Genomic DNA, 24,209 nt, shown 5'->3' with positions numbered 1-24,209 from the left:
TTTAAGGAGTTTATTTTAAACTCTCTCTTTTTGGGGGTTTTAAATTCTCTTTTTTGAACCCTTTGTTTTTGAATTCTCTTTTTAATGGGTTTCTTTTTTAAACTCTCTTTTTTTAAAGCTTTCTTTTAAATTCTCTTTTTTTTAAATTCTCTTTTTTTTAAATTCTCTTTTTTTAAAGCTTTTTTTAAATTCTTCCTTTTTTAAGGGATTTCTTTTTTTAAACTCTCTTTTTTTGTGGGGGTTTGATCTTTTTCTTTTTTCTGATTTTTTAATTTTTTAATCTTTTTACAAAACAAAGTTTTTATTTTCAAACGCTAATCATAAAAAACACTCAAAGGTGTTTTTTATAACCAACAATCAAAGAGCTTGCCAAAAGCAAGCGATAGTTTTAAAAAGGAAAAATCTTTTTTAGCGTTTTTGATGATGTGTTAGTGGAAAACTTGACGCTAAGTTAAGCGATAATCTCTTAAAAAAGTGCTTTTTTGGGGGATTTAGTGGGGTTAAAAGGGGGAGAATGGTTTCAAATACTTCCTATCTCTTTAAGGAAATGCGTTTTTAAATGTTTGAAATAAAACTCAATAAAATGATTTTTACAATAAAACGAGAGTTAAAACGATAAAAAAATTTAAAAACCCATTTTAAAAAACGAAAGAGTATTGAAGTCAAGAGCAACTCAACGCTTTCACTTGAAATCAAGGCATTAAGTTAGTAGAACTAATGAAATCACAAGCCAAACGCCTATAAAAGCGTTTGAGCGTGTTTTCACAAAGATGACCAAACCTTAAGCATGCTCGGATTTTTGCTTTTCTCTATACTCTATGATCATGCTGTGGATTTCATCTTTTAATTTTAATTTCTGTTTTTTCATGTGGCTGACTTCAGCGTCGCTAGCGTTTTGTTGCTCGGCGGTTTTGATGTCGTCATCAAGCTGGTTGTGTTTCTCAAAAATCTTATCAAAATGCGGATTATTCGCTTTTAACACGCTGATCTCGTCTCTAAATTCATGGAACATGGTTTTCTCCTTTATTTTGGATGTTTAAAGTATAATAAACTATCTTTTTAAAAAAACAACTTAAAAGAGCTGTAAAATAGCCTTAAAAGACGCGATAAAACAACAAAAAGGAATACCCATGGATATTCGCAACGAATTTTTACAATTTTTTCAAAATAAGGGGCATGCCGTTTATCCTAGCATGCCTTTAGTGCCTAATGACGCTACCTTGCTTTTTACCAATGCCGGCATGGTGCAATTTAAAGATATTTTTACCGGGATGGTGCCACGCCCTAGCATTCCTAGAGCGGCAAGCTCGCAATTGTGCATGCGCGCAGGGGGTAAGCATAACGATTTAGAAAATGTCGGTTATACCGCAAGACACCACACGCTTTTTGAAATGCTAGGGAATTTCTCTTTTGGGGATTATTTCAAAGAAGAAGCGATTTTGTTTGCGTGGGAATTTGTAACCAAAAATTTAGGGTTTAAGCCTAAAGATTTATACATCAGCGTGCATGAAAAAGACGATGAAGCCGTTAAATTATGGGAAAAGTTTGTGCCTATTGATAGGATTAAAAAAATGGGCGATAAAGATAATTTCTGGCAAATGGGCGATAGCGGACCTTGCGGGCCTTGCAGTGAAATTTACATTGATCAAGGCGGAAAACACTTTAAGGGGAGCGAGGATTATTTTGGGGGCGAGGGCGATAGGTTTTTAGAAATTTGGAATTTGGTGTTCATGCAATACGAACGCTCTAATGATGGCGTTTTGTCCCCCTTGCCAAAGCCCAGCATTGATACAGGCATGGGATTAGAAAGGGTGCAAGCGTTATTAGAGCATAAGCTCAATAATTTTGATTCTTCATTATTCGCGCCCTTAATGGAAGAAATCAGCGAGCTTACAAGCCTAGATTATGCGAGCGAGTTCCAGCCAAGCTTTAGGGTAGTGGCCGATCACGCAAGAGCGGTAGCGTTTTTGCTCGCTCAAGGGGTGCATTTTAATAAAGAAGGCCGTGGCTATGTTTTAAGGCGCATTTTAAGGCGCGCTTTAAGGCATGGGTATTTAATGGGCTTGAAAGAAGCGTTTTTATACAAAGTCGTGGGCGTGGTGTGCGAGCAATTTTCTAACACGCATGCGTATTTGAAAGAGTCTAAAGAAATGGTAATGAAAGAATGTTTTGAAGAAGAAGAGCGCTTTTTAGAGACTTTGGAATCTGGCATGGAATTGTTTAACTTGTCTTTAACACATTTGAATGAAAATAAAATCTTTGATGGCAAGATCGCTTTCAAGCTTTATGACACTTTTGGTTTCCCTTTGGATTTGACAAACGACATGCTAAGAAGTCATGGGGCGTGCGTGGACATGCAAGGCTTTGAAAATTGCATGCAAGAGCAAGTGAAACGCTCTAAAGCTTCATGGAAAGGCAAACAAAATAACGCTGATTTTAGTGCTATTTTAAACGCTTATGCGCCCAATGTTTTTGTGGGGTATGAAACGACAGAATGTTCTGCTAAAGCCTTAGGGTTTTTTGATAGCGGTTTTAAAGAAATAACAGAAGCAAACCCTCACCAAGAAGTCTGGGTCTTATTAGAAAAAACCCCTTTTTATGCAGAAGGTGGGGGGGCTATAGGTGATAGGGGCGCGCTTTTTAAAGACAATGAAGAAGCGGCTATCGTGCTAGATACAAAAAACTTTTTTGGGCTTAATTTTTCGCTTCTTGAAATCAAAAAAGCGCTCAAAAAAGGCGATCAAGTGATCGCACAAGTGAGCGATGAGCGCTTAGAAATCGCTAAACACCATAGCGCGACGCATTTATTGCAGAGCGCTTTAAGAGAGGTTTTAGGCTCGCATGTGAGTCAAGCAGGGAGTTTGGTGGAATCCAAGCGATTGCGCTTTGATTTTTCGCATGCTAAAGCGCTCAATGATGAAGAGTTAGAAAAAGTGGAAGATTTAGTCAACGCTCAAATTTTTAAACATTTGACAAGCCAAGTGGAGCATATGCCTTTAAATCAGGCTAAAGATAAGGGAGCGTTAGCGTTGTTTAGCGAAAAATACGCTGAAAATGTGCGGGTGGTGAGTTTTAAGGAAGCGTCCATTGAATTGTGTGGGGGCATTCATGTGGAAAATACTGGGCTGATTGGGGGGTTTAGGATCCTTAAAGAAAGCGGGGTGAGCAGTGGGGTCAGACGCATTGAAGCGGTGTGTGGGAAAGCCTTTTACCAACTGGCTAAAGAAGAGAATAAAGAGCTTAAAAACGTTAAGATTGCATTGAAAAATAACGATGTCATAGCCGGCATCAACAAGCTTAAAGAGAGCGTGAAAAACAGCCAAAAAGCCCCCGTTTCTATGGATTTACCGATTGAAAAAATCCATGGCGTGAATTTGGTGGTGGGCGTCGTGGAGCAAGGCGACATTAAAGAAATGATTGACCGATTGAAAAGTAAGCATGAAAGATTGCTCGCTATGGTGTTTAAACAAGAAAACGAGCACATCACTCTCGCATGCGGGGTGAAAAACGCCCCCATAAAAGCGAACGCATGGGCTAATGAAGTGGCGCAAATTTTAGGGGGCAAAGGGGGCGGGAGAGACGATTTTGCGAGCGCTGGGGGCAAGGATATTGAAAATTTGCAAGCCGCGCTCAATTTAGCGAAAAATACCGCTCTTAAAGCTTTAGAGGGATAGCATGGAGCTTGTTTTAGGCTCTCAATCCAGTGCTAGGGCGAATCTTTTAAAAGAGCATAAGATTAAGTTTGAACAAAAAGCACTCTATTTTGATGAAGAAAGCCTAAAAACCACAGACCCTAGGGAGTTTGTCTATCTGGCGTGCAAGGGGAAAATAGAAAAAGCTAAAAAATTGCTCACAAACCATTGCACTATCGTGGTGGCGGATAGCGTGGTGAGCGTGGGTAATCGCATGCAACGAAAAGCTAAAAACAAGCGAGAAGCCCTTGAATTTTTAAAACGCCAAAATGGCAATGAAATAGAGGTTTTAACATGCTCTGCATTCATCTCTCCTGTGTTGGAATGGCTGGATCTATCGGTTTTTAGAGCGCGTTTAAAAGCGTTTGATTGCAGCGAAATAGAAAAATATTTAGAGAGCGGATTGTGGCAAGAAAGCGCGGGCTGTGTGCGTTTAGAGGACTTTCATAAGCCTTATATTAAAAGCTCAAGCAAGAATTTAAGCGTGGGGTTGGGGCTGAATGTGGAAGGCTTGTTAGGGGCGCTAAAATTAGGGGCTAAAATCGCATCGTCATAAACGCTATTGTTTTATAAGCGTTAAAAACACTCCATCTGACTGATAGACCCCCTTGACAAACAAAAAAAACGATATACTCTAGCATTTGATGTTTAAGGAGTTGTCATGGGGTCTTGGTCTCGTATTCTTTTATCAATCTTGATGGTGGTTTTGGGATTAGCGCTTACTGCCATGCTCATAAATTGGCATGTTTAGCGGGAATGATCTATTGTGGCTATGGCATTATTACAGATTTTAGTGCTCTATCAGCCGCAATGGGGTGGTGGTCTTTATCAAAAATAACATGGTTTTGTGTGGGCTATGCGCTTTTTTGGTCGCTCGTGCTTATTATGGGTCGTCTTGCATGCTCTGTGATAGAAGACTATTCGTAAAAATTGATTGAAAAAATTAAAATAGGGGAAAAACCAGAACCTTTAAAAACAGGTTCTAGCAAAAATATAAGATTAGGGATTATTTCCCAAAACGCCCACCGGTGGTAGGGTAGCCATAAATAGAGCCATCTTTGATTTTCATGTGATCTTCCCAAGGCAATTTGTATTTACCAGCGGCTAAGTCTTTGATGTAGGTTAAGCCTGCGTCATGTTCTCCGCCCGGTTTAGCCACATACCCTCTATGGCCTAGGTTGTAAATGTTGTTTTCTAAGCCCCAGCTTAAGCGAGCGTTGTCTGCCATTTTAGGATAGATTTCCCCGGTTACAATCTCCCAAGGGTTGCGGTGCCCTTGAACAAGAGTCGTGCCATCAAAGTTACAGATTTGCCCTTCGCCAAAGTAGTAAAAGACATTGTCATAGCCGGCTAAATTCACGCTCACGGTATACATCAAATTGTGCCATGCGTTGGAGCGGTTGGTCAAAATCCATTGATCATTGACTTGAGTGCTATAGCCTGAAATGCGGATATACACATTGCACCCTTTATAGGCCGCTTCTCTAGCGAGCTCTGGAATCATGCCGTCATGGCAAATGCACACGGCTAATTTTGATCCGCCCGGACCCTCGCACACAGGCATTCCTAAATCCCCAGGATACCATGGCTCAATGGGATTCCATGGGAATAACTTGCGGTATTTTAAAACGATTTTACCTTGCGGATCAATGATAATAGCGGTGTTGTAGGGGTTTTTGTTAGAATCAGGATTGCGTTCCATGATTGAAAAAACACCATAAACTTTCGCCTCTTTACACGCTTGAGCGTAAGCTTCCGTCTCTTTACCCGGGACATCTAATAAAAACTCTTCACTAAGCCACTTAGCGGTATTCAAACCTTGCGTGCTATACTCAGGGAAAATGATAAGCTCCACTCCTGGATACCCCGCTTTAGTCGCATGCAAGGTTCTGATAATGCTTTCAATATTGTGATCAATATCCTTACGGCTGTTGACAATTGGTACAGGAAACTGAATGGCTGCCACTAAAAACCCTTCAATAGGTTTGCCCATACTACCGATACTTCCCATAATAACTCCTTCTAAAAAGTTTTGTCGCAATAACAATAATAATTATTGCGAGAGAATACTATTACAAGAGAACTAATTTAGAGTAAATGCGAGATTTTTTGATAAAAAGATTTAAATCTATTTTTAAAGTGCTTTTCAACCTTTATGGGTGTTGTTTTAAAAACCCCTAAAAGCCCTCTAGCAATTCCACAAATTCCTTAAAAATATAATGGCTTTCTTTAGGGCCGGGGCTACTTTCTGGGTGGTGCTGGACAGAAATAATGGGAGCGTTTTTATAACGCACGCCCTCAATGGTGTTGTCAAAAAGATTGCGGTGCGTGATTGTAGCGATTTCTTCAATTTCTTCAGGGACGCAATAGTTGTGGTTTTGCGCGGTGATTTCAACGGCGTTTGTTTTTAGGTTTTTAACGGGGTGGTTGCTCCCATGATGGCCAAATTTGAGCTTGTAAGTAGGGTAGCCTTGCGCGATAGAGAGTAATTGATGCCCTAAGCAAATGCCAAACATGGGGATTTTAGCGTTAATGAGTTGCTTGATTTCTTTAATTTCTTGCTGCAAACTCAAAGGATCGCCCGGCCCGTTAGAGAGAAAAATCCCGCTAATTTCTTTTTTTTCATAGGCTTTAATCAGCTCGCTAGCCTTAGTGTGGTGCGGGTAAATAAGGGCTTTTAACCCCACATTTTGAAGCTCGTTTAAAATATTGCCCTTAGTCCCAAAATCTAACACAGCGATAATTTTATGCGAAGTTTTTTCATCAAAAGGCTTGTAATCTAGGGTTTTGAAATCAAAAGCAACGTGCTGGTGCGTGATTATTTTTGGCGTGGAAACGCTAGCTACTAAAGGGGAATGAGAAATTCTAGGGGCGTTTTTTAAAATTTTTTCAAGCTCGTTTTTGTCATGCTCTATCGTGGAAGCGACCATCATCAAGCACCCATGATGGCGTAAGGTTTTGATCAAACTCCTGGTATCAACGCCACAAATCCCTAAAACGCCACGCTCTTTTAAATAAGCGCTCAAGCTAGAATCCGCCCTTGAGTTAGAAAAAAAATCGTTGTAATGGCGCGCTAAAACCCCTGCACATGAAAAAAAGGATTCATCATCTTTAGAATTAGCGCCCACAACCCCAATTTCAGGCATGCTAAAAACCACAAATTGCCCCTTATAGCTAGGGTCGCTGATGACTTCTTGATAGCCGCTCATAGAAGTGTTAAAAACAAGCTCGCCCACTTGCGTACCGCTAGCCCCAAAACTTTGCACTTGCAAAAAAAGCCCGTTTTCTAAATAGAGAGAGACCATTATAAAAAGCCCTTGCGTCTTAATTCTTCTTCATAGAGCCTTTCAAACACAAGCTCGTATTCATCGCTCCCTACGGGGAGTTTGCGTTTGTAATGCTTGATTTTTTCATGCACTTCATTTTCAATGTTTTCATACGCTTTAGAATAGGTGTCAATGGATTTGTAAATCAAATTCCTTATCAAATTTTCTGACACGCTAAACATGATCAAATCTTCATCTAAGATTTTATTCAAAATCTGGTGCGACAAATCGTTGCACCTTTCTTCCCAAAACAAATGAAAGCCCTCTTTTTGAGCGATCTGTCTTTTAATCATCCAAAAAAGCTGCCTTTCATCCATCCGCATGAATTCTATCTCATCGGTGTTTTCTTCTAAAAGCTCTCTAGCTTGTTCATCTATGGCGTTTTCTTTTTTAACGCTTTTTTCCAAAATCCCTTCTATCAATTCGCACAATAATTCTCTAGGGGCTTTTAATTCTAATAGTTTTGAATGGATAAAGTCATTGGCAATCTTATGGCTTATATGGTTTATATGGGTTAGTTTGAGTCTCATGATTTTTCTCGCGTATTTTATTTATTTTTAGAGTGTATTTTATCGTTTTTTAGATAAAACGCTTTTTAAAGAATGGGTTAATGGCGCACCAAACTATAGGATTGTAGAATTTTATCAGCGTAGATGATTGTAATATCCGGGCGTTTTTTAGAAATCTTAGTGTTGATCAGTCTTAACCTCCCCCCTTCTTTAATGCCATAAAATTGGAGCCTTAAAGCGAGTTGTTTATCGTTAGTGCGGATTTGATGAATGCCCCTTAATTGCAAAGCTGTAGCGACTTCTTTGGCTAAAAAATGCCGGTTCAATAATTTTTCATTAGCGCCAGAAATTTTACTCCCCCATAAAAAAAGCGTTTCAGTGAGCATTAAAAGATACAAACTAAAAACGCGCAAATAATACTGCCCCCTAAATTCTTTTAAACGCACCCTAAGGCTATTCAAAACGCTTTTAATGAATAGGGGCAAACCGATTAAGGCTAAGGGGGCGAAAGTTTTTAAATCTATTTCTTGGCGCATGCTCAAAAGCAAAGGGAAAAGCCAACCGCTCGCGCTCATAAAGGCTAGTAACGATGGTTTTTTATCCAAAAGGGCTTTATAGAGCGTATAAGGGTAGTAGAGGAACAATAAGGGCGAATACAAAAGCATGAGTTCTAGGCATGTGTCTATGAAATACCCACTAGGCAAGCCCTTATTGAAACTCCCGCTAAAAAGAGCGGTATTCACACCCAAACAAACCAAAGTAAAGATCGCGCTCTTAAAGTAGCGTATTCTTAAAGCGTAGGCAAAAACCCCTAGCAAAAGCGGGATAAACGCGCCGTCTAAAAACGCGCAAGCGCTAAGGGTTAAATAAGGGATTTTTTGGGTTTTGATATACAAATAGCTAACCAAAAGCCCAAGGCTTAACACCAGCACGCTTTTAGCCAGTAAAATCGCAAAGAGATTCACTCCAGGCAATAAAGCGTAAGTCAATACCACATAAAGGGCGTCTTTAGGCTTTTTTAAAATGTTTCGCCCTATAAAATAAAATAAAAACATGTTAATGAGATGAGCGATCAAAAAAGGCAACCTCAAAGCCAAATCGTTTTGACCTAAAATAGCGGTGCTTTTTTGAGCGATTTGAACAAACCATGCGCTGCTATAAAAAAAGTCTTTCGCTTCATTGTAGCTGATAGAAATTTCTCCACTCATCAACAGCCCCAAAGCTAGGACTAAAAAAACCATGACGATAAAGACTAAATCGCTTAAATCAAAGCTTCTTATTTTTTTCTCTGGATAAATAAAATAGCTAAAGTATAACAGAGCACTTTGTAAGGGGCTTAGTTGCATCGCTTAAATTTTTTTCAATTCTTTTAAAAGAGCGGGCAAAGCAATGAGTAAGCCTGAACATAAAATCAAAGCCACCCCCAAAGAGCTTTTAAGATCCAAAAATTTATCGCCTAAATACAGCCCGAACAACAGCCCCCAAACAATGCGGGTGTATTCAATGGGGGCAATGATCCCAGCAGGAGCGTTCATGTAAGCATAAGTTAAGAAATACTGCCCTAAAGTCCCGCTAATCCCTATTAAAGAAATCCACAAAATGTCTTCTTTTCTAGGAATATGAATGCCTGTGGATAAAAAAGGAATATCAATGAACATGCCCATTAACCCAAGAAGGCTCATGCCAAAGGCGAACGCTAAAATCACGGCTTGCTTGTCATAATATTCCCTCAAATCCCTTAAAGTGATATACGCTAAAGACACAAAGATCCCGCTCAATATGCCCATAAAAATTTCAACCGGCCCCACATTTTCCACGCTAGGATCTGAAATCAACACCACCCCCACTAGCCCGATGCATGCGGAAATCAACGCGCTTCTTTTGAGTTTTTCTTTCAAAAGCAAAGGGGAAAGAAGCACCGTATAAATCGGCGCGCATTGCGAGAAAGCCGTCGCTGTAGCGAGCGAAATTTTTTCAATATTATAAAAAAACGCTAACATGGCCAAGCCCCCCACAACGACCCTAAAAGCGAGCTTTTTAAAACCGCCTTGTTTGTAACTCTTTAAGCGGTAGGGTTTGAAAGGATAAATAAGTAAGAGTAAGAGCGTCATGGTAATGGAGCGGTAAAACACGTTTTCCATAGGGGAAAAATAATCCGCTGTGATTTTAACAAACGCGCTCATGATCCCAAAGCATAAATTCGCCAAGAGTATCATTGAAACGCCAAATAAAATGGTATTACGCATGCCCTTTACCCATAAAGATTTTAGGGTAGTTTAACCTAAAATCTCTAATTAAGACTTAAGTTTTTAGGCTCTAAAAGCATAAAAGTTGCATTGATTGGTAAAATCATGCTATAACAATGTTCTAGGAGTTTTACCTTTTGTTTTGTCTAGAATCATTCTAGAAGCTTCAGCATTTCAAACTCCTTATAGAAATATGAAAACATAAAAACACAAATCCTTTTTGAAAATAAACTCCTAGACCCTTTTTAAAGGGTTTGAACGCCATCACTTAGAAAACTCTTTTAAGCTTTTTGAGTCCCTTGTTCTGTTAAACCCATGCTATGAGGCTTAGTCTCATTAGGGAATGAATTTTGCTTAATATTAGCGTAAAATTCAATTTTAGGAAATTCGCATGGCTGTTTCTTCTATCAATCAATTTGATTCTAATCTCTATGGGCTTTTAAACGCTAAAAGCGCTCCTAAAGAAGACCTGGCTCCTGTTGAAAACACAGAAAAAATAGAGCGAGAAAAAAAGGACGCTCCAACAGAAAACCTCCCCTTCAACCCTGACAAGCGAGAGACTTACGGCTTTTTGGTTTTAGAATTGATGAGCGATAGAGAGTATGAGGCTTTTTTAAGGGCTACGGCAGGAATGGATGAGAGCCAAAAACGCTTGGCCGCTCAGTCGCTCTATAGTTTGACGGATTTTTATAACGGGAAATTCTCTAAAGAAGTGGAAAACGCTCCCAAACAACCGGTGAATGGCTTGCACAAAAAAGCCCTACAAACCTTTAACGCTACCAACCATAACGCTTTTTTACAACGCTATCAAAACGCTTACAACAACCCTTCAACGATGGATGTTACCCTTTAAAAAGGGGGTTAGGGTGAGGCGCTTTTTTAATCCGTTTCTTCTAAACTCTTAAACACCTTGATGAGATCGATATGCTCATCAATGTCATGCACTCTTAAAACGCTCGCTCCATTTTGCAACGCCATTAAATGCAAGCTCAAAGTGCCGGCGAGCCGGTCTTGAACTTCACGCCCGGTGATAAGTCCGATCGTGTTTTTGCGACTCGCGCCCACCAATAAGGGTTTTTTGAATTTGAGAAAGTGGCTTAAATGCTTGATCAAGGCTAAATTATGCTCTTTTAATTTAGCGAATCCAAACCCAATATCTAAAACAATATCTTGAAGCGCGTATTTTTCTAAAACCTCTAGTTTTTCCTTAAAAAAGCGATCCATTTCATCAAATAAATTGTGGTAAAAAACGTTTTCTTGCATGTCTTTGGGGGTTTTTTGAGCGTGCATTAAAATGCAAGTGGGCTTGTAATCTCTGGCGACTTCTAGCATTTCAGCGCTATTAAAACCGCTCACATCATTAAGGATGGAAAAATGATGCTCCAAAGCCATTCGGGCGGTTTGGGCATGGTAGGTGTCTATGCTGAATTGTGCGCATTGGTAGAGTTTTTGGGATTTGATTTCTAATAAAATTTCTTTTAAGCGATCTTGCTCTATTCTTGGATCAATGATTTCACTCTTTGGTCTTGAACTGGCCGCACCTATATCAATGAGCGTGATACCTTTTTCTAGTAATTGATAGATTTCTTCAAGCGCTTTTTTGCTATCAAAACGGCTCTTTTCATAGAAACTATCCGGAGTGAGATTCAAGATTGCCATGATCTGTGGGTTGTTAGGTTTTTGGGCTTTGAGATGGCTTTTTAATTCTTGCGCTAAATGTTTAAGCCCAAAGGGTTGGGAATGGCACTTAACAATCAGGCGTTCTAATTGGTTAGCGCTTACAACCAACACCCCATCATAAAAAGGCTCTTTAGCTAAAATACAATCTCTTGGCGTGGCGAAATCGCCCCCAACGCTGATGGCCTCTTGTTTTAAAATGAGCGCAGCGCTTAAGGGCAGATGTTGGATTTCAAAAACAAAGCTAACGCCTTTTTGATGCATGTGGTTTTGCGCGATCTTTTCTGGGCCTATTTTTTGTAGAGCACTTTTGAGCGCATCAAGGTTAAGGCGTTTTACAATCATGGCGTTTTCTTTTTAGACAACAGGCTTAAAAGTAGGGGTAAAAGATTGTAGCTGAGTTTGTAATAAGAGCTGTTAGCCTTGATCGCTAAATCAAAAGCTTGCAATTCTTGTTCGTTTAAGGGGATCTTATGCCTGCTAACGCTCTCTAACAGGCTTTCAATTTTTTCCCTCTGATTTTCTCTGGAATCAAAATTTTCTTTGTCTAAATTTTTTAAAAACGCATAAATATCTTTCAAATCCAGCCTTGATAAATCCAAATCTAAAGGTTTTAGGGGGATTTTTTGGCGCTTGTCTTCTTTGATCAAGCGGGATTTAATGGTGGCTAAAACATGGTTTGGGCTTTTAGCAAACATGATAAAACAAACGTTATTCGGGGGTTCTTCTAAGATTTTTAAAAGCGCGTTTTGGGCTTCTATGCCATAACTGGGCGCGGCGATTAAAAAGGCGTTTAATTCGCTGTGTTTGAGGTGGGCCTTTGAAATCACTTCTTTGGCATGCTCTATTTTAAAATCCTTATTGAAAGTTTTGATCACTTTTTTGTCTTTTTCAAGGATCTCGGTGTAGAATTTAATGTGGTGTTCAAAAAGGCTTGCAGTCTCTTCTAGGCTCTCTTCAAGATTGTCCGTATAAATAAGGCGGTTGGAGTTTTTCACAGAGTAACCTTATTGTATAGCACGCTAAAAAGCGCGTTTTCAAAGAGTTTGAAGAGTTGCAATAATTTATAATCCAGCAAACTATCATGCTCTTTTAAAAGCAGGCAATCTTCTTTAAGCTCTTCAAAAAGCCATAAAAAACTAGGGATTTTACTCAGTAGTATCGTTTTCAAGCCTTCATTTTCAATTTTCCCAACATGCCAAAACATGGGGTTTTGATAAGTCATTTCTATGGTGGCTAGAGAGAGATTCGCATCGTTTTTGGGGTAGAAAGAAGAAGCGTTAAAATCAATGACTGACAATAAGGGGCGCTCTTTTAAATCTTTAGGGTTGAGATTAGAAAGAATGTAGTTTAGAAACCAGCTCCTAGAAGAATCAGCGCTCACTAACAGCGATCCGCCATTAAGCACATGCGAAATGGTTTGCGCGATGAGTTTTGCATAGCTTGATCGCTCTAATTCCAACCACCCGCTTTGTTGGGCGATAAACTCCCCTTGATCGCGCACAAATTCCTTGATCCAGTCGTAGAAATTTTTCATTGATCTAATTGATACACCGCATGCAAAGTTCTAACCGCTAATTCAGCGTATTTAATGTCAATCAAAACCGAAATTTTAATCTCGCTTGTAGAAATCATCATGATATTGATATTGTCTTTGGCTAGGGCTTTAAAAGCGATGCTCGCTACCCCAGAATGCGACTTCATGCCCACGCCCACTATGGAAACTTTAGCGATATTTTCATCATAATCAATGGAATCCATTTGCGCTAAAAAAGGCTTTAGGGCTTGCTTGGTTTCTTCTATTTGGGTTTTAACGATCGTAAAATCCAAATCGGTTTTGCCGTCTCTGCCGATCGTTTGGACGATCATATCCACATTAATGCGATACTCCGCTAAAGCGCCAAAGATTTCAGCGGCAATGCCTGGCCGATCTTCCACGCCCTCCATGCTCACACGAGCCTGATTCTTATCCAATGCGATCCCACTCACTATAGGGGTTTCCATGCGTTTTCCTTTAAAGTCTTTTTCAGCCACAATGAGCGTGCCTTCGCTATGGTTAAACGAATTGCGAGTCACTAACTTCACGCTGAGTTTTTTGGCTAATTCTACCGAGCGGTTTAACAACACTTTAGCCCCCATAGAAGCTAATTCAAGCATTTCATCATAGCTGATTTGTGCGATTTTTTGAGCCTTTTCTTCAATGCGCGGATCGGTGGTATAAACGCCATCCACATCCGTATAGATTTCGCACAAATGCGCTTTTAAAGCCCCGGCCAAAGCGACCGCGCTCAAATCGCTCCCCCCACGCCCTAAAGTCGTTGTTTCGCCTTGAATATCAGCGCCTTGAAACCCAGCGATCACCACAATGTAGTTTTTTTCTAAAAGCTCTGTGATGCGTTGGGTGTCAATGGATTGGATCACGGCGTTTTGAAAATGCGAGCTGGTTAAAATGCCCGCTTCTTTCCCGCTCAAGGAAATGGCTCTATGCCCGTATCTCTCTAACGCCATGCTCAAAGCCGCGCTTGAAATCCATTCTCCTGCGCTTACAATCCTATCCATTTCCCGCTTGTTAGGGTTGTGGCTAAAATTCTTGCCAAATTCTAAAAGCCTGTCGGTTTCGCCGCTCATCGCAGAAACCACCACCACCACTTGATGCCCTAATTTAACGCTTTCTAAAACCCTTTGGGCGACATTGTGGATCCTTTCTATGCTGCCCATGCTCGTGCCGCCGTATTTTTGAACGATTAACACCCTATAAATACCCCTCTTTTCTAAAATAAGCGATGACCTGGCGGTACACTTGACGCTTAAAGGGGACGATTTTTTTAAGCAAATCCTTAAGATGGATGAATTGATAGGCTCTAAATTCTGGCGTGTGTTTGTTCAAATCAATGTTGTTGGTATGCTTTAGGCGCACTAAAAAATAGCGTTGCTTTTGCCCGTCAAAGGAATAAAATTTATGTTCCATGTTGCTTGGGAAATCATAGGCGATCCATCTGGGGTATTGCGCCAAAATCTCTATTTCATTCGTGCCGATTTCTTCTAACAATTCCCTATGGAGCGCTTCTAATGGGGTTTCTCCCTCATCAATGCCCCCTTGGGGGAATTGCCACGCTCCTTCAATATCTATGCGTTCAGCGATAAAAATTTCGCATGTATTAGGGTAGTCTGGCGACACAATGATAGCCGCAACGTTAGGACGATATTTTTTATGTAGCATAGGTCTTTATTTTAGCTCTTTCTTGTTTGATATAAGATCGTATTATAGTGTATGCTGGCTTTAAATAGGGTTAAGAATGCCATTAAAATCAAAAATTAAGAAAAAAGGGTTTGAAACTCATTTTAATAGCGCCCAAATAACGCTATTAAAATTAAGAGAGTTTATTTGAGAGTGGGGATGTATTTGGCTAAAGCTTTGATGTCTTCATCGCTTAATTTTTTAGCTTGCGCGGTCATGACAGGATTTTTGTTGGTACCGTTTTTAAAATCCATAAGCTCTTTTTCAATTTCCGCTTCAGTCATCATGTTGACGATTTTGCTTTTACCTAAAGCTTTCTTTTCAAACTTAACCCCATGGCAAGCGGCACAACTTTTTGCAAGAGCTTTAACATCGGTTGCCATTAAGGTATTAGCGAACGCTAAAACGCCTAAAGCCATAATAACTTTTTTCATCGTTTGTCTCCTTGATTACCAAAATAATCCTAAAATGATACAATTACAAGTTTAAGTTTTGCTTAAAAATGAAATGAAAATGAGAGAAATAAATATGATTTTATACATTCATATCCCTTTTTGTGAAAGTAAATGCGGTTATTGCGCTTTCAATTCCTATGAAAATAAGCATGGGTTAAAAGAAGAATACACTCAAGCGCTGTGCTTGGATTTAAAGCATGCCTTAAAGCAAACTGACGAACCAATTGAAAGTATTTTTATTGGCGGCGGCACGCCCAACACCTTAAGCGTCAAATCTTTTGAAAGGATTTTTGAGAGCATTTATCGCAATGCGCGCTTGAGCTTGGATTGTGAGATCACCACTGAAGCTAACCCCGAATTGATTACTAAAACCTGGTGTCAAGGCTTAAAAGATTTAGGGATCAACCGCTTGAGTTTGGGGGTGCAAAGTTTTAGGGAAGATAAATTATTGTTTTTAGAGCGCCAACATTCCAAAAATACCGCTCCTGTGATAGAGATTATTTTTAAAAGCGGGATTGAAAATATCAGCATTGATTTGATTTATAACACCCCATTAGACAATGAAAACTCTTTAAAAGAAGAATTAAAACTCGCTAAAGAACTCCCTATCAACCACTTGAGCGCTTATTCTTTGAGTATTGAAAAAAACACGAATTTAGAAAAAAACGCCAAAAAACCCTCATGCGCTAATTTTGACAATGCAATCAAAGAGGTTTTAGAGAGCTTTTCTTTTAAGCAATACGAAGTGTCTAATTACGCTAGAAATTATCAAGTCAAACACCATTTAGCTTACTGGGGGGCTAAAGATTATTTAGGGTGCGGGGCCGGGGCTGTGGGCTGCGTGGCGAATGAGCGCTTTTTTGCAAAAAAACTCATAGAAAACTACATCAAAGACCCCCTACAACGCCAAGTTGAGACGCTTAATAAACAAGACAAGCGATTAGAAAAGCTGTTTTTAGGCTTAAGATGCGTGCTGGGGGTTGAGCTTGGTTTGTTAGATGAAAATAAAGTAAAGTTTTTGATTGAAGAAAATAAGGCTTTCATTAAAAATAACCGCTTGATAGCGAGCGATTTTTTCATGGCCGATGAAATGGCTTTGTGGCTGTTGTAAGGCTCTGCTTTAATAGAGCGTTAATAAAAACGCTAGGAAGCGTTTTTTAATTAATGCCTACAAAATTTTTAGCCAAAAACCACCCAATAGCCACCCCAATAAGCCCTAAAATGTTCGTGCCTAAGACATAAGAAACGGCTTCAATGTATTGGGATTTTTGCAAGAGTTTTAAAGTGTCTAACCCATAAGAAGAAAAGGTCGTAAAACCCCCTAAAACCCCAGTAACAAAGAAAATCCCAAAATCATCGCCAAAAACTTTTTTAGCGGCCAAATGCCCCATAAAACCGATGACAAAACACCCTATGAGATTCACGCTAAAAGTCCCTAAAGGGAAACTTTCAAACATTAAAAATTTACTGGGCATCATTTTGCCCACAAAATACCTTAACGAACTCCCTATAGCCCCCCCTAAAGCGGCCCATAAAAAGACAAGATTCATGCATCATCCTTTAAAAATCAATGGAGAGTATTATAATGAGATGTTTTTAATATTCCTTAACCCTCAAACTTAAAGCCAGTTCTAAACACGCTTCTAAGGAGGGCTTTTTGGCAATATAGCTTGGAATGCCTTGTTCTTGTAAAAAATGAGCGGTCGTGTTGCCAATGCTGATAGCGGTGTAATTTTCTAAAAATTCAAAATAGCGCAAAAAGGCTTTTGCATGGCTTATGGCGGTAAAAATAAGAATACTCTTTTCTTTGGGTTTTAGGGCGTTTTGTTCGCTTAAGGTCAAATGTTTGAGCTTGTTTTCATAAACAACGGCTTGCTTGAAATCAATACCATGCTCTAAAAGAATGGTGTCTAAAGAAGAGGCAATCTCTTTTGCCCTGAGATACAAAACGCTTTTTTTTTCCAATAAAGGAAGGATTTCTTGAACAAACTCCTTGCCATGGGCTTTTTCCCCTATAAAGGCGACTTTAAAATGGTGATCTTGTAGAGTTTTGGCGGTGGGTTCGCTCAAAGCGTAAGCAGGAATGTTTTGTAAAATTTTGAGTTTGGGGCTGTCTTTTAGAGTTTCTAGCAAGGAAAACACCGCATTTTTAGAGGTGAAAATAAGAGCGTTAAAAGGGGTTGGATCTAATTCTAAGGGATAGTAGCATAATTCGTTTAAAATGAGAGTCTTATAAGGGGCGATTCTTTGAGAATGCACCCATACAATCTCCCTCATGCCTAGTTTTTTTTGTCTTTTTTATCGCAAGTGTCATCATAGACCATTCTAAAGCCGTATTTTTCAAAATCATAGACATTGCCCTCTAAATAATAGGGCGTATAGCCTAATTCATGCATGCTTTTAGCCGCATCTAAAGCCCTACGGCCAGCCCTGCAATGGAGCAACACTTTTTGATCTTTGTGTTTGGATAAAAAATCAGCGAGCTTTTCTGGGTCATTGACACTAATGAGCGTAGCGTTAGGCAAATGCAATTCTTCGTATTCGTCCAATTCGCGCACATCCACCACGATAAAATCATTGAAATTGACTTCTTCTAAACTGATTGCATAATCTTCAAGCATGTTTATCCTTAATTTTTAAAGTAATGTTATGTTACAATGATTTGATAAATAGGAATGTTTAAGGAGTGTGCGTGGAAGAAAATTACCATGCTTTTTTTACTGAAGCGAGCAGGTTTTTAAACGAGCGGATCTTTAAGGATTATTTACGCCGTTTGGCTTATGGCATTGATGCGTCATGTTATCGTTATATCCCTAAAATAGTCGCTTGGGTGAAAGATGAAGAAGAAGTCCAAAAGCTTTGTGTTTTAGCCAAAAAGCATGGCGTTACATTGACTTTTAGAGCGGCTGGGAGTTCCTTATCAGGGCAAGCGATCTGTGATGGGGTGTTAGTGATGGCTACGCATTTTTTCAAAGACGCTAAAATTTTAAATAACGCTACAAGCATTCAGCTCTCATGCGGAGTCATAGGGAGTAACGCGAACGTTTTATTGAAACCTTATCATAAAAAAATAGGCCCGGATCCCTCTACGATAAACATCGCTATGATAGGGGGGATTGTTGCTAATAACGCTAGCGGGATGTGTTGCGGGGTGGAGCAAAACAGCTACAAAACCCTAAAATCCTTAAGAGTGATTTTAGCTGATGGCACTCTTTTAGACACGGCCAATCAAGAGAGCGTTGAGAGTTTCAAAAACGCGTGCAAAGATTTGATTGAAGGGGTTTTGAATTTAAGAAAAGAGATTTTAGAAGATAAAGAATTGCATGCTTTAATTAAGAAAAAATACGAGATCAAAAACACCACCGGCTACAGCTTGAACGCTCTTGTTGATTTTGAAGATCCTATTGAAATCATTAGCCACTTGTTCATAGGCTCTGAGGGGACTTTGGGCTTTATTTCAAGCGTGGAATTAGAATGCGTGAAAGACTACGCTTATAAAACTTGTGCGTTATTGTTTTATGAAAATTTAGAGCGATGCGCCAAAGCCGCTCAAATTTTAGCCGCCTTAAAAGCCAAACAACCTGAAATGATTTCTTCAGCAGAGCTTATGGATTATGCGTCCCTAAAAAGTGTGAAAAATTTAGAGGGCATGCCCAGAGTGATTTTAGAAATCAAAGAACCTAACGCATGCTTACTCATTCAAAGCGAAAGCGATGATCCTTTGATTTTAGAAAACAACATGCAAGCGATTTTAAACGCTTTGAATGCGATACCGGTCGTTTTAGATTCTCAAATCAGCAGTGATCCTAACATTTATCAATCGTGGTGGAAGATCAGAAAAGGCATTTTCCCTATCGCAGCGTCAAAAAGAAAAAGCCAAAGCTCTGTGATCATTGAAGACGTGTGTTTCAGTCAAGAGGGTTTTGTAGAAGGGGCAAAAGCGATTGAAGGGCTTTTAAAAAAACATGGCTTTAAGGATAACAGCATTATTTTTGGGCATGCGTTAAGCGGGAATTTGCACTTTGTCGTTACGCCGATTTTAGAAAATGAAGCTGAAAGGAGGGCGTTTGAAAATTTAGTTTCTGAGATGTTTTTAATGGTGAGCGAAAGCTCTGGCTCTATTAAAGCCGAACACGGCACAGGCAGGATGGTAGCCCCTTTTGTGGAAATGGAGTGGGGAGAAAAAGCCTATAAGATCCACAAACAAATCAAAGAATTGTTTGATCCTAATGGCCTTTTAAACCCTGATGTGATCATCACAAACGATAAAGAAATCCACACTAAAAATTTAAAGAGCATTTACCCTATTGAAGAGCATCTGGACATGTGCATGGAATGCGGGTTTTGTGAAAGGATTTGCCCCAGTAAAGATTTATCTTTAACGCCACGACAACGAATCGTTATCCACAGAGAGGTAGAGCGCTTAAAAGAAAGAGTAAGTCATGGTCATAATGAAGATCAGGTTTTATTAGATGAGCTTTTAAAAGAGTCTGAATATTTAGCGCACGCCACTTGCGCGGTGTGCCATATGTGCTCTACCCTATGCCCTTTAGAAATTGATACCGGGAGCATCGCTTTAAAGCATTATCAAAAAAACCCTAAAGGCGAAAAGATCGCTTCAAAGATCCTAAATCACATGCAAACAACCACAAGCATGGCTCGTTTTTCTTTAAAAAGCGCTCGCTTAGTTCAAAATCTCATAGGCCCTCACAACTTAGTGAGCCTAACTAAAGGGATTAAAAAATTCATCAAGCCCTTCCCTAAAGCCTTTCATTACATGCCCAAAAACAACGCCTATCCTTTAGAAAATAAAACGCATGGGGGTGAAGAAAAAGTCATTTATTTCAGCACTTGCATCAACCGATCGTTCGCTCCATCAAACAAAATGGCGGATAAAAGAAGCGTTCAAGAAGTGTTTGAATCCTTATGCCAAAAAGCCAAAGTTTCTGTGATGTATCCTAATGGATTGGATGCGCTTTGTTGCGGGAAAGCCTTTATCAATTACACCGACTTAACCAAACAAAACAATGAAAAAAACCATGCGGTTTTTTTGCAATTAAGCGATAAGGGAAAAATACCGATCGTTTTAGACCATAGCGCATGTTCGACGCATTTTTTCAAGCAAATGAAAGCTTACAAGGATTTGAAAGTCTATGATTTGAGCGTCTATATTGAAGAAGTTCTAAGCCCTAAATTAAAATTCAACCCCATTAACGAAGACATAGGGTTATACACGATGTGCGCTTTAAAGTTAGAAAATAAAGAAGAGTTGTTGTTTAATTTGGCTAAAAAATGCACTTTGGGCGAGATTGTTATCCATAAAGAAACGGGTTGTTGCGGCTTTGCAGGGAATAAGGGCTTTTTTACCCCTGAACTCAACGAGAGCGCTTTGAATGGCTTTCAAGCATTTTACCAATCCTATGATCTTAAAAGGGGCTTTTCCACTTCCAGCACTTGCGAGATCGGTTTGAGTGAAAAAACCCGATTTTCTTGGCAGCATATCGCTTATTTGGTGGATGCTTGCACGCTTTAAATGGTGTATAATTAAAGAATTTCTTTAAAGGGTAAAGGCATTGGATAACACTCTCAAACACCTTGCCATTATTATGGATGGTAATGGCAGGTGGGCTAAATTAAAGAATAAAGCTAGGGCTTATGGGCATAAAAAGGGCGTAAAAACTCTTAAAGACATTACGATCTGGTGCGCTAACCATAAACTAGAATGCTTGACTTTATACGCTTTTTCTACGGAAAATTGGAAACGCCCTAATAGTGAAGTGGATTTTTTGATGAAAATGCTTAAAAAATACCTTAAAGATGAGCGATCCACTTATTTAAATAATAACATACGCTTCAGGGCGATAGGGGATTTAGAGGGCTTTTCTAAAGAATTGAGAGACACGATCTTACAGCTTGAAAACGATACCAGGCATTTTAAGGATTTTACGCAAGTTTTAGCCCTTAATTACGGATCTAAAAACGAGCTTTCAAGGGCGTTTAAAAGCTTATTAGAAAGCCCGCCTAGCCATATAAACCTTTTAGAAAGCTTAGAAAATGAAATTTCCAATCGTTTGGACACGCATGATTTACCAGAAGTGGATCTATTGTTACGAACAGGGGGGGAAATGCGCTTGTCTAATTTTTTATTGTGGCAGTCCAGCTATGCGGAATTGTTTTTCACGCCGATTTTATGGCCTGATTTCACCCCTAAAGATTTAGAAAACATCATTAGCGATTTTTACAAAAGAGTGCGCAAATTCGGGGAATTAAAATGTTAGTAGAAATAGAGAATTTGACTAAAACTTATGGGAGTTTAAAAGCGTTAGACAATATCAATTTGAAATTACCCAAACAGCAATTTATAGGGCTTTTAGGCCCTAATGGGGCGGGCAAAACCACCCTGTTAAAAATTTTAGCCGGATTGAATTTAAACTATCAAGGGGAAGTGAAAATTTTAAATCAAAAAATCGGCATAGAGACTAAAAAAAGCGTGGCGTTTTTAAGCGATGGGGATTTTTTAGATCCTAAATTAACGCCTTTAAAAGCGATCGCTTTTTACAAGGATTTTTTCAGCGATTTTGATGAATCAAAAGCCCTAAATTTGCTCAAACGCTTCAGCGTGCCTTTAAAAAGAGAGTTCAAAGCCCTTTCAAAAGGCATGAGGGAAAAATTGCAGCTGATCTTAACCCTATCACGAAACGCTTCTTTGTATCTTTTTGATGAGCCGGTGGCTGGGATTGACCCTATTGCAAGAGAAGAGATTTTTGAGTTAATCGCTAGTGAGTTTAGCCAAAACGCAAGCTTGTTAGTCTCTACGCATTTGGTGGTGGATGTGGAAAAGTATTTAGACAGCGCGATTTTTTTAAAAGAAGCTAAAGTGGTGGCTTTTGGGGGTGTGGGAGAATTAAAAAAGGGGTATAGCAGTTTGGAAGCGGCGTATAAAGAAAGGTTGAAATAAATCAGTCAGTTTCTCTTAAAACGCCTAAACGCCAATCAAAACTATCACAGATTGCTGGAATATTTTTGCATGGAATTTCTTTAAAATTTAAGTATAATTGTAAGAATCGCCTGGATGATTCGTGTTTCTTATTGATGGCAAGTTCGTTGAAAAAATAAGTTAGGCTAAGGTAGTGGTTTTTGTGTGATGGCATTTTTTAAATCTGCCCCTAAGAAAATCCTCCTAGCCTTATTAGTGTAGGTTTGTTGAACTTATGCGCATGTAAAAGTAGCGGTCATCTGGGTTTAAAAACAACCACATTTTAGGAAAGACATGAAAGATAACAACAACTATAATGTTTTAATTGTGGGGAATAAGGGGCGAGAGTATGCTTTGGCTCAAAGGCTTCAGCAAGATGAGCGAGTGAATGCTTTGTATTTCTGTTTGGGTAATGGTGGCACTCAAGATTTAGGCGAAAATCTGGAATGCGAACATTACGAGCATATCGTGGAATTAGCCCTAAAAAAACAGATCCATTTAGCCATCATTTCAGAAGAAGAGCTTTTGGTTTTAGGGCTTACAGAGATGCTAGAAAAAGCGGGTATTTTAGTGTTTGGGGCTTCTAAAGAGGCGGCTAAATTAGAGGCTTCTAAAAGCTATATGAAAGCTTTTGTTAAAGAGTGTGGTATCAAAAGTGCATCTTACTTTGAAACAAACGATTTAAAAGAAGCTCTCAATTACATTCAAAACGCTTCTTTCCCCTTAGTGGTTAAAGCGTTGAATAAAAACACAAGCATTGTCCATCAAGAAGAAGAAGCGATAAAAATCCTTGAAGACGCTTTCAAACAAAGCAATGAGTCTGTGATTATAGAGCCTTTTTTAGAGGGGTTTGAGCTTTCAGTTACAGCGCTCATAGCCAATGATGATTTTATCTTGTTGCCCTTTTGTCAAAACTACAAACGCTTATTAGAGGGGGATAACGGGGTCAATACAGGGGGTATGGGGGCCATCGCTCCTGCAAACTTTTTCTCTAATGAGTTGGAAGAGAAAATAAAAAATCACATCTTTAAACCCACTTTAGAGAAACTTCAGGCTGATAACACGCCTTTTAAAGGGGTTTTACTCGCTGAAATTGTGGTTATAGAAGAAAAGGGCGTTTTAGAGCCGTATTTATTGGATTTTAGCGTGCGTTTTAAAGATATTGAATGCCAGACGATTTTACCCCTTTTAGAAAGCTCGCTTTTAGATTTGTGTTTGGCCACAGCCAAAGGGGAATTACATTCTCTTGAATTGGTGTTTTCTAAGGAATTTGTGATGAGTGTGGCGCTTGTTTCTAGGAATTACCCCACCAGCTCTTCGCCCAAACAAACCCTTTATATTGATCCGGTTGATGAAAAAAAGGGTCATTTGATTTTGGGGGAAGTGGAGCAGGATAACGGCGTGTTTGAAAGCAGTGGGGGGAGGGTGATCTTTGCCATTGGCAGAGGAAAATCCTTATTAGAAGCCAGAAACCATGCTTATGAAATCGCTCAAAAGGTGCATTTTGAAGGCATGTTTTATCGCAAGGATATTGGTTTTAAGGTGTTGGATTTGAAAGAATATTCTTGAAGTTTAAGACAAACCAGAGAGTTTGTCTTGTTTGTTTTGAATGCGATCCCCAAATTTAGAAAAAGAAGAAACTGAAATCATAGAAACACTCCTTATGCATGAAAAAATGCGTCTATGCCCCTTGTATTGGCGCATCTTAGCGTTTTTAACCGATAGTTTGTTAGTGGCGTTTTTATTGAGCGATCTTTTAGGCGTGTGCGATTTTTTGCATTCTTTATATTGGCTGACTAACCCCATTTATCACAGCGCGTTTGTGGCGTTTAGTTTTATTATCTTGTATGGCGTTTATGAGATCTTTTTTGTGTGTTTGTGCAAGATGAGTTTGGCTAAATTGGTTTTTAGGATTAAGATTATTGATATTTATTTAGCAGATTGCCCCAGTAGGGCTATTTTATTGAAGCGTTTAGGGTTAAAGATCGGGGTTTTTCTATGCCCCTTTTTATGGTTTGGGGTGTTTAAAAATCCCTATCATAGGGCATGGCATGAAGAAAAAAGCAAAAGTCTTTTGGTGTTGTTTTAAT

Annotated in this window: 25 protein-coding genes; 10 read left to right on the top strand and 15 right to left on the bottom strand. The window is 39.3% G+C overall.

Going from position 1 to position 24,209, the window contains the following annotated elements; translation table 11 throughout:
• Positions 1-781 precede the first annotated feature (781 nt).
• Complete coding sequence (locus EAL87_RS04885) at positions 782-1,012, bottom strand: HP1242/YdcH family protein (RefSeq protein WP_000468329.1); 231 nt, start codon at positions 1,010-1,012, stop codon at positions 782-784.
• A 118-nt stretch (positions 1,013-1,130) separates the two neighbouring features.
• Here EAL87_RS04885 and alaS point away from each other — a divergent pair, with 118 nt between their 5' ends.
• The 3 genes from alaS to EAL87_RS04870 all read left to right on the top strand — a co-directional run bounded on the left by alaS (position 1,131) and on the right by EAL87_RS04870 (position 4,619).
• Positions 1,131-3,674: an alanine--tRNA ligase gene (gene alaS / locus EAL87_RS04880; RefSeq protein WP_120913354.1), complete on the top strand. Its 2,544-nt coding sequence runs from the start codon at positions 1,131-1,133 to the stop codon at positions 3,672-3,674.
• A 1-nt stretch (position 3,675) separates the two neighbouring features.
• On the top strand, positions 3,676-4,248 hold the full coding sequence (maf, locus tag EAL87_RS04875; protein ID WP_120913352.1) for a septum formation inhibitor Maf: 573 nt from the start codon (positions 3,676-3,678) through the stop codon (positions 4,246-4,248).
• A gap of 113 nt (positions 4,249-4,361) precedes the next feature.
• On the top strand, positions 4,362-4,619 hold the full coding sequence (locus EAL87_RS04870) for a hypothetical protein (protein ID WP_120913350.1): 258 nt from the start codon (positions 4,362-4,364) through the stop codon (positions 4,617-4,619).
• 79 nt (positions 4,620-4,698) lie between these two features.
• On the opposite strand, the gene EAL87_RS04865 is transcribed toward EAL87_RS04870, so the two are convergent.
• The 5 genes from EAL87_RS04865 to EAL87_RS04845 form a co-directional block, all read right to left on the bottom strand.
• Positions 4,699-5,703 (bottom strand): formamidase, encoded by a 1,005-nt coding sequence (locus EAL87_RS04865; protein ID WP_025447606.1) that lies wholly within the window; start codon positions 5,701-5,703, stop codon positions 4,699-4,701.
• 166 nt (positions 5,704-5,869) lie between these two features.
• Positions 5,870-6,997: a glutamine-hydrolyzing carbamoyl-phosphate synthase small subunit gene (carA, locus tag EAL87_RS04860; RefSeq protein WP_120913348.1), complete on the bottom strand. Its 1,128-nt coding sequence runs from the start codon at positions 6,995-6,997 to the stop codon at positions 5,870-5,872.
• Positions 6,997-7,548 (bottom strand): DUF507 family protein, encoded by a 552-nt coding sequence (locus EAL87_RS04855; protein WP_120913346.1) that lies wholly within the window; start codon positions 7,546-7,548, stop codon positions 6,997-6,999. Before EAL87_RS04855 ends, carA begins: the two co-directional genes overlap by 1 nt.
• Positions 7,549-7,625: 77 nt before the next feature.
• Positions 7,626-8,873 carry a glycosyltransferase family 39 protein gene (locus EAL87_RS04850; RefSeq protein WP_120913344.1) on the bottom strand — a complete coding sequence of 416 codons (1,248 nt, stop codon included), beginning with the start codon at positions 8,871-8,873 and terminating at the stop codon, positions 7,626-7,628.
• Between the two features lie 3 nt (positions 8,874-8,876).
• Complete coding sequence (locus tag EAL87_RS04845; protein WP_120913342.1) at positions 8,877-9,773, bottom strand: DMT family transporter; 897 nt, start codon at positions 9,771-9,773, stop codon at positions 8,877-8,879.
• 391 nt (positions 9,774-10,164) lie between these two features.
• On the opposite strand from EAL87_RS04845, the gene EAL87_RS04840 reads away from it, so the two are divergent.
• The gene (locus EAL87_RS04840; protein WP_097716505.1) at positions 10,165-10,626 is read left to right on the top strand and encodes an HP1233 family protein; all 462 of its coding nucleotides are present in this window, start codon (positions 10,165-10,167) and stop codon (positions 10,624-10,626) included.
• A gap of 26 nt (positions 10,627-10,652) precedes the next feature.
• Here the strand turns inward: EAL87_RS04840 and folP are convergent, their stop codons facing one another.
• The 6 genes from folP to EAL87_RS04810 form a co-directional block, all read right to left on the bottom strand.
• Entirely contained in the window at positions 10,653-11,795 is a 1,143-nt protein-coding gene (gene folP, locus EAL87_RS04835; protein ID WP_120913340.1) for a dihydropteroate synthase, read from the bottom strand.
• Positions 11,792-12,448 (bottom strand): DNA polymerase III subunit delta', encoded by a 657-nt coding sequence (locus EAL87_RS04830; protein WP_120913338.1) that lies wholly within the window; start codon positions 12,446-12,448, stop codon positions 11,792-11,794. The genes folP and EAL87_RS04830 overlap by 4 nt, the downstream gene beginning before the upstream one ends.
• Positions 12,445-12,987: a DNA replication regulator HobA gene (hobA, locus tag EAL87_RS04825; protein WP_120913336.1), complete on the bottom strand. Its 543-nt coding sequence runs from the start codon at positions 12,985-12,987 to the stop codon at positions 12,445-12,447. Before hobA ends, EAL87_RS04830 begins: the two co-directional genes overlap by 4 nt.
• Positions 12,984-14,201: an aspartate kinase gene (locus EAL87_RS04820; RefSeq protein ID WP_120913334.1), complete on the bottom strand. Its 1,218-nt coding sequence runs from the start codon at positions 14,199-14,201 to the stop codon at positions 12,984-12,986. The genes hobA and EAL87_RS04820 overlap by 4 nt, the downstream gene beginning before the upstream one ends.
• A gap of 1 nt (position 14,202) precedes the next feature.
• Positions 14,203-14,670, bottom strand: coding sequence for an RNA pyrophosphohydrolase (locus EAL87_RS04815; protein ID WP_120913332.1), 468 nt, complete (start codon positions 14,668-14,670; stop codon positions 14,203-14,205).
• A 161-nt stretch (positions 14,671-14,831) separates the two neighbouring features.
• Entirely contained in the window at positions 14,832-15,122 is a 291-nt protein-coding gene (locus EAL87_RS04810) for a c-type cytochrome (protein WP_120913330.1), read from the bottom strand.
• A 94-nt stretch (positions 15,123-15,216) separates the two neighbouring features.
• Here EAL87_RS04810 and hemW point away from each other — a divergent pair, with 94 nt between their 5' ends.
• Positions 15,217-16,254, top strand: coding sequence for a radical SAM family heme chaperone HemW (gene hemW, locus EAL87_RS04805; protein ID WP_162972616.1), 1,038 nt, complete (start codon positions 15,217-15,219; stop codon positions 16,252-16,254).
• Between the two features lie 46 nt (positions 16,255-16,300).
• On the opposite strand, the gene crcB is transcribed toward hemW, so the two are convergent.
• From crcB to EAL87_RS04790, 3 genes are read right to left on the bottom strand one after another with little or no spacing between them, the layout of a single operon-like run.
• Positions 16,301-16,693, bottom strand: coding sequence for a fluoride efflux transporter CrcB (gene crcB, locus EAL87_RS04800; RefSeq protein ID WP_108267563.1), 393 nt, complete (start codon positions 16,691-16,693; stop codon positions 16,301-16,303).
• A 46-nt stretch (positions 16,694-16,739) separates the two neighbouring features.
• Entirely contained in the window at positions 16,740-17,420 is a 681-nt protein-coding gene (locus EAL87_RS04795) for a uroporphyrinogen-III synthase (RefSeq protein WP_120913328.1), read from the bottom strand.
• Between the two features lie 2 nt (positions 17,421-17,422).
• Entirely contained in the window at positions 17,423-17,764 is a 342-nt protein-coding gene (locus tag EAL87_RS04790) for a rhodanese-like domain-containing protein (RefSeq protein ID WP_120913326.1), read from the bottom strand.
• A 71-nt stretch (positions 17,765-17,835) separates the two neighbouring features.
• On the opposite strand from EAL87_RS04790, the gene EAL87_RS04785 reads away from it, so the two are divergent.
• The 5 genes from EAL87_RS04785 to EAL87_RS04760 all read left to right on the top strand — a co-directional run bounded on the left by EAL87_RS04785 (position 17,836) and on the right by EAL87_RS04760 (position 24,208).
• Positions 17,836-20,676, top strand: coding sequence for an FAD-binding and (Fe-S)-binding domain-containing protein (locus EAL87_RS04785; protein ID WP_162972611.1), 2,841 nt, complete (start codon positions 17,836-17,838; stop codon positions 20,674-20,676).
• 40 nt (positions 20,677-20,716) lie between these two features.
• Positions 20,717-21,421 (top strand): di-trans,poly-cis-decaprenylcistransferase, encoded by a 705-nt coding sequence (locus EAL87_RS04780; protein ID WP_120913322.1) that lies wholly within the window; start codon positions 20,717-20,719, stop codon positions 21,419-21,421.
• On the top strand, positions 21,415-22,101 hold the full coding sequence (locus EAL87_RS04775) for an ABC transporter ATP-binding protein (protein ID WP_120913320.1): 687 nt from the start codon (positions 21,415-21,417) through the stop codon (positions 22,099-22,101). The genes EAL87_RS04780 and EAL87_RS04775 overlap by 7 nt, the downstream gene beginning before the upstream one ends.
• A 312-nt stretch (positions 22,102-22,413) precedes the next feature.
• On the top strand, positions 22,414-23,688 hold the full coding sequence (gene purD / locus EAL87_RS04765) for a phosphoribosylamine--glycine ligase (protein ID WP_120913318.1): 1,275 nt from the start codon (positions 22,414-22,416) through the stop codon (positions 23,686-23,688).
• A 40-nt stretch (positions 23,689-23,728) separates the two neighbouring features.
• Positions 23,729-24,208, top strand: a complete 480-nt coding sequence (locus EAL87_RS04760) for an RDD family protein (protein WP_120913316.1) — start codon at positions 23,729-23,731, stop codon at positions 24,206-24,208.
• Position 24,209: the final 1 nt, after the last annotated feature.

This window comes from Helicobacter pylori, from assembly GCF_003636935.1.
Lineage (GTDB): Bacteria > Campylobacterota > Campylobacteria > Campylobacterales > Helicobacteraceae > Helicobacter > Helicobacter pylori_CH.
Note: the sequence above shows the minus strand (reverse complement) of the source record. Positions and strands in the feature narration are given on the sequence as shown.